Origin of the sequence: Nocardioides sp., from assembly GCF_036274455.1 — a bacterium.
Taxonomy (GTDB): Bacteria; Actinomycetota; Actinomycetes; order Propionibacteriales; family Nocardioidaceae; genus Nocardioides.
In genome coordinates, this window is the sequence record NZ_DASUFR010000175.1 from 16714 (window position 1) to 31625 (window position 14912).

General features: G+C 73.2%; 14 protein-coding genes. 10 read left to right on the top strand and 4 right to left on the bottom strand.

Annotated features, from left to right (window positions below):
- The first annotated feature begins 7 nt into the window (after positions 1-7).
- From VFV89_RS17465 to VFV89_RS17490, 6 genes are read left to right on the top strand one after another with little or no spacing between them, the layout of a single operon-like run.
- Positions 8-334, top strand: coding sequence for a Rieske (2Fe-2S) protein (locus tag VFV89_RS17465; RefSeq protein ID WP_329707238.1), 327 nt, complete (start codon positions 8-10; stop codon positions 332-334).
- Positions 331-1548, top strand: a complete 1218-nt coding sequence (locus tag VFV89_RS17470; RefSeq protein ID WP_329707239.1) for an NAD(P)/FAD-dependent oxidoreductase — start codon at positions 331-333, stop codon at positions 1546-1548. Before VFV89_RS17465 ends, VFV89_RS17470 begins: the two co-directional genes overlap by 4 nt.
- Positions 1545-3014: an aldehyde dehydrogenase family protein gene (locus tag VFV89_RS17475; protein WP_329707240.1), complete on the top strand. Its 1470-nt coding sequence runs from the start codon at positions 1545-1547 to the stop codon at positions 3012-3014. The genes VFV89_RS17470 and VFV89_RS17475 overlap by 4 nt, the downstream gene beginning before the upstream one ends.
- Positions 3014-3409 (top strand): Rieske (2Fe-2S) protein, encoded by a 396-nt coding sequence (locus VFV89_RS17480; protein ID WP_329707241.1) that lies wholly within the window; start codon positions 3014-3016, stop codon positions 3407-3409. Before VFV89_RS17475 ends, VFV89_RS17480 begins: the two co-directional genes overlap by 1 nt.
- Before the next feature lie 10 nt (positions 3410-3419).
- The gene (locus VFV89_RS17485; RefSeq protein WP_329707242.1) at positions 3420-5027 is read left to right on the top strand and encodes a gamma-glutamyltransferase family protein; all 1608 of its coding nucleotides are present in this window, start codon (positions 3420-3422) and stop codon (positions 5025-5027) included.
- The gene (locus VFV89_RS17490) at positions 5017-5466 is read left to right on the top strand and encodes a RidA family protein (protein ID WP_329707243.1); all 450 of its coding nucleotides are present in this window, start codon (positions 5017-5019) and stop codon (positions 5464-5466) included. The genes VFV89_RS17485 and VFV89_RS17490 overlap by 11 nt, the downstream gene beginning before the upstream one ends.
- 7 nt (positions 5467-5473) lie before the next feature.
- Here VFV89_RS17490 and VFV89_RS17495 read toward each other — a convergent pair whose 3' ends face one another.
- Positions 5474-5926, bottom strand: a complete 453-nt coding sequence (locus VFV89_RS17495) for a heme-binding protein (protein WP_329707244.1) — start codon at positions 5924-5926, stop codon at positions 5474-5476.
- A gap of 84 nt (positions 5927-6010) precedes the next feature.
- On the opposite strand from VFV89_RS17495, the gene VFV89_RS17500 reads away from it, so the two are divergent.
- Positions 6011-7705: a helix-turn-helix domain-containing protein gene (locus VFV89_RS17500; RefSeq protein ID WP_329707245.1), complete on the top strand. Its 1695-nt coding sequence runs from the start codon at positions 6011-6013 to the stop codon at positions 7703-7705.
- Here VFV89_RS17500 and VFV89_RS17505 read toward each other — a convergent pair.
- Positions 7680-9062: an MFS transporter gene (locus VFV89_RS17505; protein ID WP_329707246.1), complete on the bottom strand. Its 1383-nt coding sequence runs from the start codon at positions 9060-9062 to the stop codon at positions 7680-7682. The two genes, VFV89_RS17500 and VFV89_RS17505, sit on opposite strands and share 26 nt — an antisense overlap.
- Before the next feature lie 186 nt (positions 9063-9248).
- Here VFV89_RS17505 and VFV89_RS17510 point away from each other — a divergent pair, with 186 nt between their 5' ends.
- Both VFV89_RS17510 and VFV89_RS17515 read left to right on the top strand, forming a co-directional pair.
- Positions 9249-10916 carry a hypothetical protein gene (locus tag VFV89_RS17510; RefSeq protein WP_329707247.1) on the top strand — a complete coding sequence of 556 codons (1668 nt, stop codon included), beginning with the start codon at positions 9249-9251 and terminating at the stop codon, positions 10914-10916.
- Positions 10917-10997: 81 nt separating this feature from the next.
- On the top strand, positions 10998-12596 hold the full coding sequence (locus VFV89_RS17515) for a helicase HerA-like domain-containing protein (RefSeq protein WP_329707248.1): 1599 nt from the start codon (positions 10998-11000) through the stop codon (positions 12594-12596).
- A gap of 66 nt (positions 12597-12662) precedes the next feature.
- Here the strand turns inward: VFV89_RS17515 and VFV89_RS17520 are convergent, their stop codons facing one another.
- On the bottom strand, positions 12663-13436 hold the full coding sequence (locus VFV89_RS17520) for a helix-turn-helix transcriptional regulator (RefSeq protein ID WP_329707249.1): 774 nt from the start codon (positions 13434-13436) through the stop codon (positions 12663-12665).
- 65 nt (positions 13437-13501) lie between these two features.
- Between VFV89_RS17520 and VFV89_RS17525 the strand changes: the two genes are divergently transcribed.
- Positions 13502-14743: an MFS transporter gene (locus VFV89_RS17525; protein ID WP_329707250.1), complete on the top strand. Its 1242-nt coding sequence runs from the start codon at positions 13502-13504 to the stop codon at positions 14741-14743.
- On the opposite strand, the gene VFV89_RS17530 is transcribed toward VFV89_RS17525, so the two are convergent.
- A complete protein-coding gene (locus VFV89_RS17530) occupies positions 14685-14873 on the bottom strand; it encodes a hypothetical protein (RefSeq protein ID WP_329707251.1) in 189 nt (62 codons plus the stop codon). The two genes, VFV89_RS17525 and VFV89_RS17530, sit on opposite strands and share 59 nt — an antisense overlap.
- Positions 14874-14912 lie beyond the last annotated feature (39 nt).

The window sequence follows — 14912 nt, forward strand, 5'->3', positions numbered from 1 at the left end:
CCCCGGCATGACGGAGTGGCACGCGGTGGCGCGGCTGCGGGACCTGCAGGCGCGCAAGCGCACCGCGGTGACCGTCGAGGACACGACGATCGCGCTGTTCTGGATCAACGGGAAGGTCTATGCCCTGGCCGACACCTGCATCCACGAGCAGCGCCAGCTGAGCAAGGGCGCGATCCTGTTCGGCAAGGTGATCTGCCCCGGGCACCAGTGGAAGTTCGACCCCGAGACCGGTGAGGCCGAGGGGCAGGACCGGTGCACGACGACCTACCCCGTCCACGTCGACGACGATGGCACCGTCTCGGTGAGCCTCGAGCGGGAAGCCGCGGCGCGATGAGCGCCGGCGCGTTCGTGCTCGTCGGCGGCGGACAGGTCGCGGCGGTCGCGGCCCGCACGCTGCGCCGCCGGGGGTACGACGGACGCATCGTGGTCGTGGGAGAGGAGCCGCACCGGCCCTACCAGCGACCCCCGCTCTCCAAGGAATACCTGAGTGCGGGCGACGACAGCGGCCTGGTGCTGCTCCCCGAGCAGTGGACCGAGGACAACGACGTCGAGGTGCGCACCGGCACCCGCGCGCTCAAGGTCAGCGCCGCGGACGGTGCGGTCCTGGTCGACGACGGGTCGTCGATCGCCGCGGACGCGGTGCTCCTCGGGACGGGTGCCCGGGCGAGGCGGCTGCCGGGGGTCGACGGTGAGGGGGTCTTCCACCTCCGCTTCCGCGACGAGGCCGATGCGCTGCGGGACGCGCTGGTGCCGGGTGCTCGCGTGGTCATGGTCGGCGGCGGCTTCATCGGCGGCGAGGTCGCCTCGAGCGCGGTCGACCGCGGAGCGCACGTCACGCTGCTGGAGGCGGGGCCGGTGCCGCTGGCGATGGCCATCGGTCCCCGGCTCGGCGCGGCCTGCGCCCGGCTCCAGCAGGACGCCGGCGTCGACGTGCGCGTCGACACCGCGGTGCAGACCGTGACGCGCACGGGCGGCCGGCTCGTGGTCGCGACCACGCGCGGCGACGTCGAGGCCGACGTGGTCGTGGTCGGGGTGGGCGCCGTGCCGAACACCGAGCTGGCGGTCGACTCCGGTCTCGACGTGGACGGCGGCGTCCTCGTCGACGAGCGGTGCCGGACCAGCCAGGACCGGGTGTTCGCCGCGGGAGACGTGGCCCACCACGTGCACCCGGGCCTGGGCCGCCGGGTGCGGGTGGAGCACTTCGACAACGCGAGCCGGCAGGCCGCGGTGGCTGCGCGGAGCATGCTCGGCGAGGATGTCGTCTACGACGAGCCGCACTGGTTCTGGTCCGACCAGTTCGGCCACAACCTCCAGCACGTCGGCCACGCCCACGCCGATGACCGGATGGTCGTGCGCGGAGACCTCGCCGAGGGCGCGTGGACCGCCTTCTTCCTGGCCGGCGACCGGGTCACCGCGGCGTTCGCCGTCGACGCCGGCGAGGACATCGCCGTGGCTCGCGAGCTCATCACCACGGGAGTCGCCGTCCCGGACGCGGTGCTCGCCGACCGCGAGGCCGACCTGTTCGAAGCCCTCGAGGGGCTCGCGTGAGCGCCGCGACCACCACCGACGTCGCCACCGTCTCCAACTTCGTCGGCGGCGAGTGGGTCGGCGCCGGGTCGGGCCGCACCTACCAGCGCGAGAACCCCGCCCGCATCGACGAGGTCGTGGTCGTCGCTCCCGACAGCGACGCGGGCGACGTCGAGCAGGCGGTCGAGCACGTCGCGAACGGCTACCACGCCTGGGCGGAGACCCCGCCCGAGACCCGGGCCGACGTCCTCCTCAAGGCGGCCGACCTGCTGGCCGAGCGCGCCGACGCGCTGGCGGTCGAGCTGGTCCGCGAGGAGGGCAAGACCCTGGCCGAGGCGCGGGTCGAGGCCCGCCGGACGCCCCAGAACCTCCGGATGTACGCCGGCGAGAGCCTGCGCCTCAACGGCGAGAGCATCCAGGCGCCGGGCGACGGCCTGGTCGTCACCATGCGCGAGCCGGTTGGGGTGGTCGCGGCGATCACGCCGTGGAACTTCCCGCTCAATATCCCCTCGCGCAAGCTCGGCCCGGCGCTCGCCGCCGGCAACGGTGTCGTGTTCAAGCCCAGCGAGCTCACGCCGCTCCTCGGGCAGCGGCTGGTCGAGGCGCTGGTCGAGGCCGGCGTACCGGGCTCGGCGCTGGCCCTGGTGCACGGCCATGCCGACGTCGGCAAGGCGCTGGTCGCCGACCCGCGCATCGGCGCGGTGACGTTCACCGGCTCGACCGCGGTCGGCGAGGCGATCCACGGCAACGTGCCACCGTGGGTGCGCACCCAGCTCGAGATGGGCGGCAAGAACGCGCTCGTCGTCTGGGACGACGCGGACCTCGACCGGGCCGCCGACGTCATCGTCAAGGGAGCCTTCGGCCTGTCCGGCCAGGCCTGCACCGGCACCTCGAGGGTGGTCGCCCACGAGAGCGTGGCCAACGGGCTGCTCGACCGGGTGATGGAGCGGGCCAGGGCCGCGGTGGTCGCGGACGGCCTGACCGAGGGCACCACGATGGGGCCGCTGGCGAGCCTCCCCCAGCACGAGAAGTACGACGCCTACCTGCGCGTCGGGAGCGCCGACGGGGGCCGGCTCGAGACGCCGACCCACGGCTGCGCGCCGTCCGGCGGCTACTTCGTCCGGCCCGCGGTGTTCACCGGCGTACGCCCGGACCACCGGCTGGCACAGGAGGAGGTGTTCGCGCCGATCCTCGCCTTCCTGACCGTCGCGTCCTACGACGAGGCGGTGCAGGTCGTCAACGGCACCTCCTACGGCTTGTCCGCGGGGATCGTCACGAGCAGTCTCGACACCGCGCTGCGCTTCGCCCACGACGCCGAGGCCGGGGTCGTGAAGGTCAACCAGCCCACCACGGGCATGGCGATGAACGCGCCGTTCGGGGGGCTGCGCCGGTCGAGCACCCAGACCTTCAAGGAGCAGGCCGGTCCGTCGATGATGCAGTTCTACACGCGCGAGAAGACCGTCTACTTCACCCCCGAGGACTCCTGATGACCGATGCAGAGCAGAAGCCCGCCCACGACGAGGTGGTCTTCCACCGCGTGGCCAGGTCCGGGCAGGTGCCGGACGGGTACGTGCGGCGGTTCTACGTCGGCGAGCTCGAATGTGCGGTGGCCCGGCTCCACGGCAAGGCCTACGCGACCAGCAACTACTGCACCCACCTCGACTGCCTGCTCAGCAGCGGGAAGCTGATCGACGACGGCATCAAGTGCTCCTGCCACGGCAGCGTGTTCGACCTCGACACCGGCGACCCGATCTACCCGCCGGCCACCGAGCCGATCCAGGTCTACCCGGTGCGCGAGGAGGACGGTGAGGTGTACGTCGGCGTGAGCCAGGCGGACATCGAGGCCGGCGGCCCGCGCCGGCGCAGGTTGCGCCGCGACTGAGCGGCCACCGGTGACCATCCACCCGATCGCGCCCCGCCCATCCGCCGCCCTGGGCGCCTCGGGTGCCGTCACCTCCAGCCACCGCGCGGTCTCGCAGGTCGGCGCCGAGGTGCTTGCGTCGGGAGGCAACGCGTTCGACGCGACCCTCGCGATGGCCGCGATGTCCTGGCTGGTGCTGCCGGGTCAGTGCGGCCTCGGTGGGGACGCGTTCGTGCTGGTGCGCGAGGCCGACGGCCGCACGTGGACGTCGAACGGCAGTGGCTTCGGCCCGGACGGCGGCACCACGGACTTCTACCGGGAGCGCGGGCTCGACGCGTTGCCGCTGGCGGGGCCGTTGTCGGTTGCCGTACCGGGCGCACCGGCCGTGGTCGCCACCCTGAGGCAGCGCGCGACCCGCGAGCTCGCGGAGCTCTGGGCGCCGGCGGTCCGCGCCGCCGAGGACGGCGTCCCGTGCACGGCGAAGACCCTGGGCGACCTGTCCGAGCAGGCGGCCGTGCTCGCCCGCGACCCGGGCACGGCCGCGGTCTACCTTCCCGACGGCCGGCTGCCGCGGATCGGCGACCTGCTCCGGCAGCCGGAGCTCGCGGCCACCATGCGCCGGCTCGCCGACGACCTCGGCGCGTTCTACACGGGGTGGTTCGCCGACCGTGCGGTCAGCACACTGGCCGACGCCGGCGCGCCGTTCTCCGGCGAGGAGTGGCGGCTCGCCGCTGCCGCAGCGCCCGAGCCGTCGGTCGAGACGTCGTACGGCGGGATGCGGCTGCACCAGACCCCACCGCCGTCGGCCGGCTGGATGGTGCTGCACGAGGCGCGGGTCCTGGACGGTGTGCTGCGTGAGCACGAGCAGCTCGACGCGGAGTCCCTGCACTGGTTCGCCGAGGCCGCGCGGGCAGCGTTCCGCCACCGGTTCGACCACTGCGGCGCCGACAACGACCACTGGCGCACCGCCCTCGAGGATGCGGCGGTGCGGCGGACCCGGCACGCGATCGGGCTGGCTCGGGCGACCACGGCGGTCGGGGTGCGCGACGGCGACACGACCTCCATGGTGTGCGTGGACGGCGACGGGACCGCGGTGAGCTTCATCCACTCACTGGCCTTCACCTTCGGCTCCCGCACGACAGTCCCGGGCACCGGCGTGGTGCTCAACGACAGGCTGGGCCGCGGTGCCTACCTGATCGACGGCCACCCCAACGAGGTGCGGCCCCGGCGCAAGCCGCTGCACACCCTCAACGCCTGGCTGCTCGCCGACGACCACGACCTGGTCGCGGTCGGCAACTGCCCCGGCGGCGACGCGCAGGTGCAGTGGAACATGCAGGTGGTCAGCCACCTGGTCGACCACGGCGACGACCCGCAGCGAGCGGTGTCCCTCCCTCGGGTGTCGGTCTACCCGGGGTCCGACGCGAACGCGCTGGGCGATGCGGCCGAGCTCCGCTGCGAGGAGGGGATCCCGGAAGAGACACTCGCCCGGCTCGAGGGCTGGGGCCACCGCGTGACCCGCCTGTCCGCGCAGCGCGGCGGATCCGGTGGCTCCGCCTGCGTGATCGCCCACGACATCGAGCGCGGCGTGCTCGAGGCCGCCGCGGACCCACGGATGGACGGGGTCGCGCTTGCTCTCTGACCGGCTCTCCGAGCAGCTGCCGCCTCCGCCGAGACCGCAGGGCGGCTACGTGCCGGCCGTCCGCCACGGCGACCTGGTCGTCACCGCCGGGATGACCCCGCGCGTCGACGGCGCCCTGACCCACCGCGGCCGGGTCGGCGAGGACGTCAGTGTCGAGGACGCCCGGTCGGCGGCCGCGATCGCGGTCGCGAACGCCCTCTCCGCCGCCGTCTCCGTGCTCGAGGGCGCGCAGCTCGAGCGGGTCGTGCACCTGGCGGTCTACGTCAACGCCGCGGAGGGGTTCGAGCAGCACACGGCGGTGGCCGACGGAGCCTCGGCACGGCTGCAGGAGCTGCTGGGCGAGGCGGGTGCGGCGAGCCGAGCGGCCGTGGGCGTCACCTCGCTGCCGGGTGGCGCCTGCGTGGAGGTCGTGCTCACCTGCGGGGTGGCCCCGGCATGACCCGCGGTCAGGTGGGCGGGTTGGCCGCCACGTGGTCGGCGAAGGCCTGGAGCCCCGCCGCGCCCACCGCCTTGTCCTGCTCGCCGTTGCCGCCGGAGACCCCGAGCCCGCCGACGATCGTGCCGTCGTACTCGATGGGGAAGCCGCCCACGAAGATCGCGAACTTCCCGGGCAGCATGTGGCTGATCCCGAACGCCTCGTTGCCCGGCAGGGCAGGGCCGTTGGGGGGCTCGTTGAACAGGTGCGTGGCCCGCTCGTGCCCGGCCGCGGTGAACGCCTTGGCGATCGCGATGTCCACGCCGGTGAGCCGGGCGCCGGGGAGTCGGTGCAGCGCGACCACGTTGCCACCGTCGTCCACCACGCACAGGGTCTGCTTCACGCCGAGCTCCTCGGCCTTGGCGCGGGCGGCGGCGAGCACGGGCAGAGCGTCGTCGAGGGTGATCCGGAAGACCTGGTGCACGCGGCTCATTCTGTCCGGCCGTCCAGGCGGACGGTACGGGCAGCATGCTCACCTCCGGCGCGCTGGTTCGGATAAGGTGCACAGGTGACCGCCGCGCCGGTCTCGGTCGCGCGTCCGGCCGAGCCCACCCTGGCCCGTCTCCTCCAGGAGCGGCTGCTGCGTGGCGCGACCGTGGTTGCCGGCGACGACCGGCTCGACCGCCCGGTGCACTGGTGCCACACCCTCCTCGACGTGCTCCGGGAGGACGGAGACCTCACCACCACCGTCGCGCTCGCGGACGAGACCGAGCTCGACGCGCACCGGTGGCCCACGCTGCTCCGGTCGGGGTGTGCCGCGATCTTCGTCCGCGGCGAGGCCAAGACGCGGATCCCCGCGATCCCGCACCTCGACGCCGCGCCGGTCGTGGTGCACGTGCCCATGTCGGTCAGCCGGCGGGCGCTGGTCGAGCTGGTCGCCACCTTGAGCCTGGCGCACGAGACCCACGTGCTGCAGTACGGCCAGCGCGTCCACTCGACCCTCGCGGGGCTGCTCCACCGCGGGGCGGGGCTGACCGCCCTGTGCAGCCGGCTGGCGTGGCTGAGCGAGTGCAGCGTGGCGGTGCTCGGCACGAACCTGCACCTGCTCGCCTTCGACCCGGGACCGGCGCACCTCGACCCGCACGCGGTCACCAGCGCGGTCAAGGACGCCGCGGAGCGGCTCGCCGCCCTGGCGCCGCCGCGCGGTACCCACCACCACGTGGTCGACCTCGACCTCGTCGTGCGCGATCGGCCCGTCACCTGCGTGGCCGGTGCCATCGAGCTGGTCGAGCAGCGCGACGGCTGGGTGATGCTGCTCGACGACTCGGCGGCGGTCACCGACCACGACATCGCCGAGCATCGGGTGGCGGTCGAGCAGGCAGTCACCATCGTGGGCACCGAGCTGCTCCGGGTGCGTGGCCTCGAGCGCGCCGAGGAGCGGGCTCGCGGGAACTTCCTGCACGCCTTGCTGCACGCCCGCTTCTCCAACCGCGCCGACCTGATGGCGCGGGCCCTCCACTACGACTTCGACGTCGACGCACGCTACGGCGTCGTGGTGGCGCACAGCGGCGGACTGATCGCCCACCGTGACTCCCCGACCCGGCTGGCGGAGATGGCCCGGGAGGCGACCCGCCTGCTCGAGAGCCCCGGCCAGCAGACCCTCGCTGCCGTGGTCGGCGACGTCATCGCGGTCGTCCGACAGGTCTGCCCGAGCCGGCGCGGGCAGCCCGACCCGGCCATGGACGAGCTGCGCGACTTCGCCACGGCCCTCGACCGCCGGCTCGCCGAGCGCACCCAGCGCGACGTCCTGGTCGCCTACGGTCGCCCGGTCTCCGGGGCGGAGGCCATCAGCGAGAGCTACCGGGAGGCCCGGGTGGCGCTCGACCTGCGGCAGCGGCTCAACGTCGGGGGCGTGTGCGGCTTCGCGGACCTGCGTGTGGACTCGGTGCTGCTGGAGCTGGCGCAGCACCAGGACGGGAGGGAGTTCTCCGCGGAGCTGCTCGACCCGCTGCGCTCCGAGCGGGACGGCAGCCTGGTGGAGGTGGCCCGCGTCTACGTCGAGTCCGGTGGGAACCTCAACGAGGCCGCGCGCCGGCTCAGCGTGCACCGCAACACCATGCTCTACAAGCTCGACCGGATCTCACGGCTGCTGCAGCGCGACGTCCGCGCCCCCGACAACCAGTTCGCGCTCTGGCTGGCGATCCGGCTCACCGACCTCGACGAGACCGCCCGGCGGGTCAACCAAGACCTGAAGTCCGGGTGAGCTCCGAGGTCACCATCGGCTGGGGCTCCGGACCCAGGAAGCTGGCGGCGAACGCGAGCGCCGCCAGCACGGCGCAGCCACCGAACAGCAGCAGCATGTGGCCGGACGGGTAGACCAGCGCCACCCAGGCCGCCGCCATGCCGGACCCGGAGAACCGCACCATGCTGAACAGTCCGAGTGCGGCGCCGTACGCCCCGGCCGGGGAGCTGCTCGCGCCGGCGGCCGCCGGCGTCTGCACGCACGCCATGCCGGCGCCCAGCACGAACAGCATCGCCGTGAGCGCCACGGTCGTCGGCGTGTCGGTCCCCCCGGCCGCGAGGACGCCGGTCACGGCGTTGCCGGCCACGAGCACGACCAGGCCCGTCCGCAGCACCTTCCGGGGACCGTGGACCTGGCTGACCCGGCTGACGACCGGCGCGGCCACGGCCATCACGGCGGGCAGCGCGAAGAAGAGCAGCCCCGCGACCGCGACGGACATCTGTAGGGGGCCGGTGAAGAACAGGGGCAGCGCGACCAGCGCCGCGCCCAGGCAGAACATCTGGCCGAACGCCGCCGCGGCGCTGCGCAGGAACCGGCTCTCGAGCAGGACGGGGAGCGGGATCATCGCGCTCTCGCGGCCGCGGGAGACCGCGCCGTAGCCGAGGAGGAGCACGGCACCTGATGCGATCCCGGCGACGGCCGCCTGGGTCGAGGCCCGCTGGCTGATCGTCGTCACCGAGACCAGCACCAGCCCGACGCCCGCGGTGAGCAGCACCGCGCCGCGCACGTCGAGCGGGCTGCGCCGGTGGGGGACGCTCGGGACCAGCAGCCAGGTCGCGGTGAGCACGACCACGCAGCACCCGGCGATCAGCACGAAGATCGCGCGCCAGCCGAAGGCGTCGCTCACCAGCCCGCCCACCGGTGGCCCGATCGCCTGGCCCACCCCGTTGGCGGCGGCCCACGCGCCCATCACCTCCAGCCGGCGCAGCGGGTAGTAGGCGCCGAGCAGCCCCATCACCATCGGTGGGATGGCCGAGCAGGCGAGCCCCTGGACGCCGCGCAGGGCCACCAGGACGGGCAGGTTCGGGGACAGGGCGGCGAGGGCCTGGGCGACGAGCATCAGCACCAGCGAGAGGACGAGGGTCTGCTTCTGACCGATCCGGTCACCCAGCCACCCGGTCACGGGCATCGCGATGGCGAGCGCGAGGACGAACGCGCTGACGCACAGCACCGTCGCGGACAGCGGCTCGCCGAAGTCGTCGGCGATCGAGCGCAAAGGGACGTTGACGACGTTGTTGCACATGGTGCCGAGTACCGTCACCGACAGCAGCGTGTAGCGAGCCGCGGCACGTGGGGTGCTGCCGGCGGCGGGCGCCAAGGAACCTCCATCGGCTCGGGGGCGAAGGGGCGGTCGTCGGACCACCATCATCGCGCGCGCGAGGGGCCGGGGGCACAGGCAGGATGCACAGAAAGACCCGTCGGGGTTGGGCAACGTCGACGTAGCAGCAGGCCGAGGCGGACGAGCAACCTACCGGCATCCACAGCCCGCAGGAGGCGCACACACATGCATGACTTGACCGCGGCCCATTGGGTCTATCTCGTCGGCGTCCTGGTCATTCTCGGCACGATGCTCGCGCGCAAGAACATCGTGGTCCCGGCCGTCTTCTTCACCTTCCTGACCGCACTGGTCTTCTCCAAGACCCTGTCCGGCGGCATCGCCGCGGTGTTCAACGCCAGCTTGGTGGCCGGGCAGGAGCTGTTCAGCATCTTCCTGATCATCGCGCTGGTCACCGGAATGCTGGGTGCGCTCCAAGCCCTGGGCGCCGATACGAAGATGGTGGCGCCGTTCCGGTCCGTGATGCGCAACGGCCATCTGGCGTTCTGGACGCTGGCCGTCGTCACCTACCTGATCTCGCTGTTCTTCTGGCCCACCCCGGCGGTCCCGCTCATCGGCGCGGTGCTCATCCCGGTAGCCATCGCGGCAGGGTTGCGGCCGATGGCTGTTGCCTTCACCGTCGCGGTGGCCGGCCAGGGGATGGCCCTCTCCAGCGACTACGTGATCCGGGTGGCGCCCGGCCTCTCCGCCACCGCCGCAGGAGTCGACGCCAACTCCGTGGCTAACCGCGGCATGGTCCTCTCGTTGATCGTCGGCGTCACCGCCCTCGTCATCGGCTACGTCCTCGAGCTGCGCCGGATGCGTCGGCCTTCGCAGGAGTGGCTCGACGAGTGGGAGTCCGGCGACGTCGAAGCCCGAGTCCTCGAGCTGACCGAGATCGAGGACGCCCCCACGATCGGCCACGGCCCCGCGATCCGTGAGCGAGGTGCCCACCTGGTCGCAGGCGGCGGCGAATGGGACGAAGGCGCCGAACCGCACACGTCGACCACCGCGGTCGCGGTCGCCGAGGGCACGGGCTCGGGCGACGACGGCGGCTCGTCTGCGAACGGGAACCGGCCCAGCCTCCGAGGTCGTCCGGAGGGTGCCGCTGGCACCCCCGCGAACCAGGCGCCGGCGTGGGCCTCGACCGCGTTTGCGATCGCTGTTCCCGCGGCGTACCTGGCGCTGATCGCCTACCTGATCTACAGCCTCAGCAGCAAGGGCACCGACTCCGGACTCAAGGGTGGTGACGCAGCGGCCCTGGTCGGCGGCATGGCAGCGATCATGATCTTCCTGGCCGCGTTCACCGAAAGTCGGCACACCTTCCTGGAGCGCTCGGCCGAGCACGTGGTCGACGGTCTCGTCTTCGCCTTCAAGGCGATGGGCGTGGTGCTGCCGATCGCCGGCTTCTTCTTCATCGGCAACGGCGACTTCGCGGGCCGGATCCTGGGTGTTCCCGCGAACGCCGACGGCACCCCGGCCGGGCCGGCGTTCCTGTTCGACCTGGTGCTGCACGGCCAGGAGCACATCCCCGACAACGGATTCCTCACGGCGTTCGGCATCCTGGTGATCGGGATGGTCGCCGGACTCGAGGGCTCGGGCTTCTCGGGGCTGCCGCTCACCGGCTCCCTGGCCGGCACGCTCGGCCCGGTGACCGGTGTCGACTCCGAGACGCTGGCCGCGATCGGCCAGATGGGCAACATCTGGTCCGGCGGCGGAACCCTGGTCGCGTGGTCGTCGCTGATCGCGGTGGCCGGGTTCGCCCGGGTCCCGGTCATCGAGCTGGCCAGACGGTGCTTCATCCCCGTCGTGTCCGGCTTGGTGCTGGCGACGATCCTCGCCGTCTTGCTGATGTAGAGCCCCGTCTCCCCTACGCGCTCGGCCCCCTCGCCTCGAGGGGGCCGAGTCGCGTCGGTGGCTGGACATTAGGGTCGGAACGTGACGCAGACACCGGGCCCGGGGCCACACGCCGACAACCCGATCGTCCAGGCGGTGGCGACCGGCTACCAGTTCGAGGGGCCGGCCCTCGAGCTCGGCGGGCTGATGATCGACGCGACCACGCTGACCGGCACCCACATCCGGATCCCCCTCGGGATGCTCAACCGACACGGCCTGGTGGCCGGGGCGACCGGCACCGGCAAGACCAAGACCCTCCAGCTGATGGCCGAGCAGCTCAGCGCGGCCGGCGTGCCGGTCTTCGCCGCCGACATCAAGGGCGACCTCTCCGGCCTGGCCACCCCCGGGGTGCCCAGCGACAAGCTCACCGAGCGGTCGGCCTCGGTCGGCCAGGACTGGAAGGCGACCGGCTTCCCGGTCGAGTACTACGCCCTCGGCGGCCAGGGCACCGGGATCCCGCTGCGGGTCACCATGACGGCGTTCGGGCCGACCCTGCTCAGCAAGGTGCTCGGCCTCAACGAGACCCAGGAGTCCAGCCTGGGGCTCGTCTTCCACTACGCCGACCAGGCCGGGCTGCCCCTGCTCGACCTGGCCGACCTGAGGGAGGTGGTCAAATACCTCACCAGCGACGAGGGCAAGGCCGACCTGAAGAACCTCGGCGGCCTCTCGTCAGCCACCGCGGGGGTGATCCTCCGCGAGCTCATCTCCTTCTCCGACCAGGGCGCGGACGCGTTCTTCGGCGAGCCGGAGTTCGAGGCGAGCGACTTCCTGCAGCAGGCCACCGACGGCCGCGGGCTGATCTCGCTCGTCGAGCTGCCCAACCTCCAGGACCGGCCGGCGGTCTTCTCGACCTTCCTGATGTGGCTGCTCGCGGACCTGTTCCACGACCTGCCCGAGGTCGGCGACACGGACAAGCCGAAGCTGGTCTTCTTCTTCGACGAGGCGCACCTGCTCTTCAACGACGCGTCGAAGGCGTTCCTCGACCAGATCGCCCAGACCGTGCGGCTGATCCGCTCCAAGGGCATCGGCGTCTTCTTCGTGACCCAGAGCCCGACCGACGTACCCGACGCCGTGCTCGCCCAGCTCGGCTCGCGGGTCCAGCACCAGCTGCGGGCGCACACACCCAACGACGCCAAGGCGCTCAAGGCGACCGTGAACACCTACCCGACGTCGGCCTACGCCGACCTCGGCGAGGTGATCACCGGCCTGGGCATCGGCGAGGCGGTGGTCACCGTGATGAACGAGCGCGGCGCACCGACCCCGGTGGCCTGGACCCGGCTCCGCGCTCCGGAGTCGCTGATGGCGCCGACCGACCCCGCGGCGATGCAGGCCACGGTCGCGGCCAGCCCGCGCTACGCCAAGTACGCCACCGTCGTCGACCGAGAGTCGGCGCGCGAGATGCTGGCGACCAAGCTCGAGGCCGGCGCCAAGCAGGCGGCCGCGGACAAGGCCGCCGAGGAGAAGGCCAAGGCCGACGCGAAGGCCCAGAAGTCGGGCACCGGCTCGTCCTCGCGCCGCTCCAAGAAGGAGGAGGAGGGCGTCGTCACCCAGGTGGTGAAGTCGGGTGCCTTCCGGCAGTTCATGCGCACCGCGGCCGCCGAGATCGCGCGGGGGATGTTCGGGACCGGTCGGCGGCGCTGACTTTCTACCCTCGTGATCGCGGGGCGCGCTCGCTCCGCTGGAAACACCCAAGTGGGCAGCCGGTCGTCAGGATGAGGCGCGGAGGCGGGACAGGGCCGCCTCGCCGGCATCGGTGACGGTGACCGCGCGGTGGCCGGGCCGGCGGACCACCCACCCCTGGGCCAGGGAAGCGTCGAGCACCGCCGAGCCCAACCGGCCGGCGAGGTGGTGGCGCTGCTCACTCCAGTCCAGGCAGAACCGCAGCAGCGGTCGCTGGCCCGCGCCACGGCGTACGGCGTCGATGTCGACCCCCAGCTCCTCGAGCACCGGCCCGGCGTCGGGGCCGAGCTCGTAGGGGTGCTCGTGCAGCTGTGCGGACAGCGGGTCGCTCTCACGCCGCCGGGTGTCCGCGATGCCGTCACCGGCGACCAGCACACCCCGGTCGACCAGCCCCTGCGTCACCGCGCAGCCGTAGCGGCCGGCCAGGTGGTCATAGCAGGTCCGGGCCCGGCGCAGGGCCGCGGCGCGGGTGCCCTCGCGCAGCGAGCGGACCGGCCGCCGCGGCGCGAGCGCGGACAGCGCCTCGATCACCGTCGCCACGTGGTCCGAGGCCAGGCTGTAGTAGCGGTGCCGTCCTGACACCTCGACGTCGATCAGCCCCGCCCTGGTGAGCTTGCCGAGCTGCGCGCTCGCTGCCGGCGCGCTCACCCCGGCCTCGTCCGCGAGGACGCTGGCGGCCAGCGCGCGACCGTCGGCCAGGGCGCTGAGGATCGACGCTCGGGTGCGGTCGGCGAACAGCGACGCCACGGAGGAGATGTCGACGTCGCCGCCGACCTCGGCGTACGGCTCGGTGGTGACCATGGCTCCAGTGTCGCTCGGGCACGCTTCCGCGCCGGTGGAAGCGTCAGCGGGGGACCGTGGAGGAGATGACCTCTCGCCGCCTGCTCCTCCTCGTCATGTGCATCGGCTACTTCCTGGTGCTCCTCGACGTCACGGTCGTGAACGTCGCGCTGCCGTCGATCACGCGCGGCCTCGGCGCCTCCGTGACCGGTCAGCAGGCGGTCGTGGTGGGCTACACCGTCGCCCTCGCCTCGCTGCTGCTGCCGGCGGGTGCGTACGGCGACCGGGTCGGCCACCGGCCGGTGGTGCTGGCCGGCCTCGCCGTGGTCGGCCTCGGGTCGCTGGGCTGCGGGCTGGCACCCAGCGTCGCTGCGCTGGTGGTGGCGCGGGTGGTGCAGGGCGTGGGCGCGGCGGTGCTCCTCCCGGGCACGCTCGCGACCATCGCCGACACGCATCCGGACCCGGCCGAGCGGGCCCGGGCGATCGCGGTGTGGGCAGCGGTCGGCTCGGTGGCACTCCCGGCCGGCCCGCTGGTCGGAGGACTGCTCGTGGAGGCGTTCGGCTGGCGCTCGGTGTTCCTGCTCAACGGGCCGGTGGTGGTCGCCGCCGGGCTGGTGGTCGCCCGCATCGCACCCCGCGGCCCGCACTCCGGACCAGCGGAGCCGGGACCGCGGAGGGCGCTGGCGCTGTTCCGCCGGCCGGCCTTCACCACCGCGAACGCGGTCGCCGGTGCCATGAACTTCGGCTCGGTCGCGCTGCTCTTCCTCACCTCGCTCTACCTCCAGGAGGTGCAGCACCGATCCGCCGCCGAGGCCGGGCTGGCGATGGTGCCGGTCACGCTGCCGCTTGCCGTCGTGCCGCCGCTCGCCGGCCGGTGGGTGGCCCGCCGTGGACCCGCTCCCGTCGCGGCGACCGGCCTGGTCGTGGCCGCGACAGGTGTCGGGCTGCTCGCGACCTGGGACTCCGGGACGCCCTTCTTCGCGCTCCTGCCCGCGCTGGTGGTCTGGGGATGCGGCCTGGGCACGCTCACGCCGGCGGTGGTGACCGCCGCGGTCGCGGCCGCGCCACCGGACCGGTCCGGGCTCGCCTCGGGCGTCAACAACACCGCCCGGCAGGCGGGCGGAGCGCTCGGCATCGCGGCGTACGGCGCCCTGGCCGGCTCGCCGACCGACCCCGGCCGGTTCCTGGCCGGGCTGCACGCAGCCGGGCTGGCCACGTCCGTCCTCTATGCCGTCGCAGCGCTCGCCTGCCTGCGCTGGCTGTCCGGGCTCAGGCCGACCAGCGCAGCGAGTCGTTCACCAGGTCGGCCAGTGCGTGCACGCCCTTGAGGTCCTGGCGCCGGGAGAGCAGCCTGGTGAGCTCCCGGCTGTGCCGGTTCCTCGTCTCCGCGCGCTGCGCGCGGATGCGCTCGAGCTCGGCGTCGAGGGTGCGGTCACGGTCGGTCGGCTCGGGATCCACTGCGGTCTCCTGTGGTTCTGGCCGGACGAACCCGAGCTG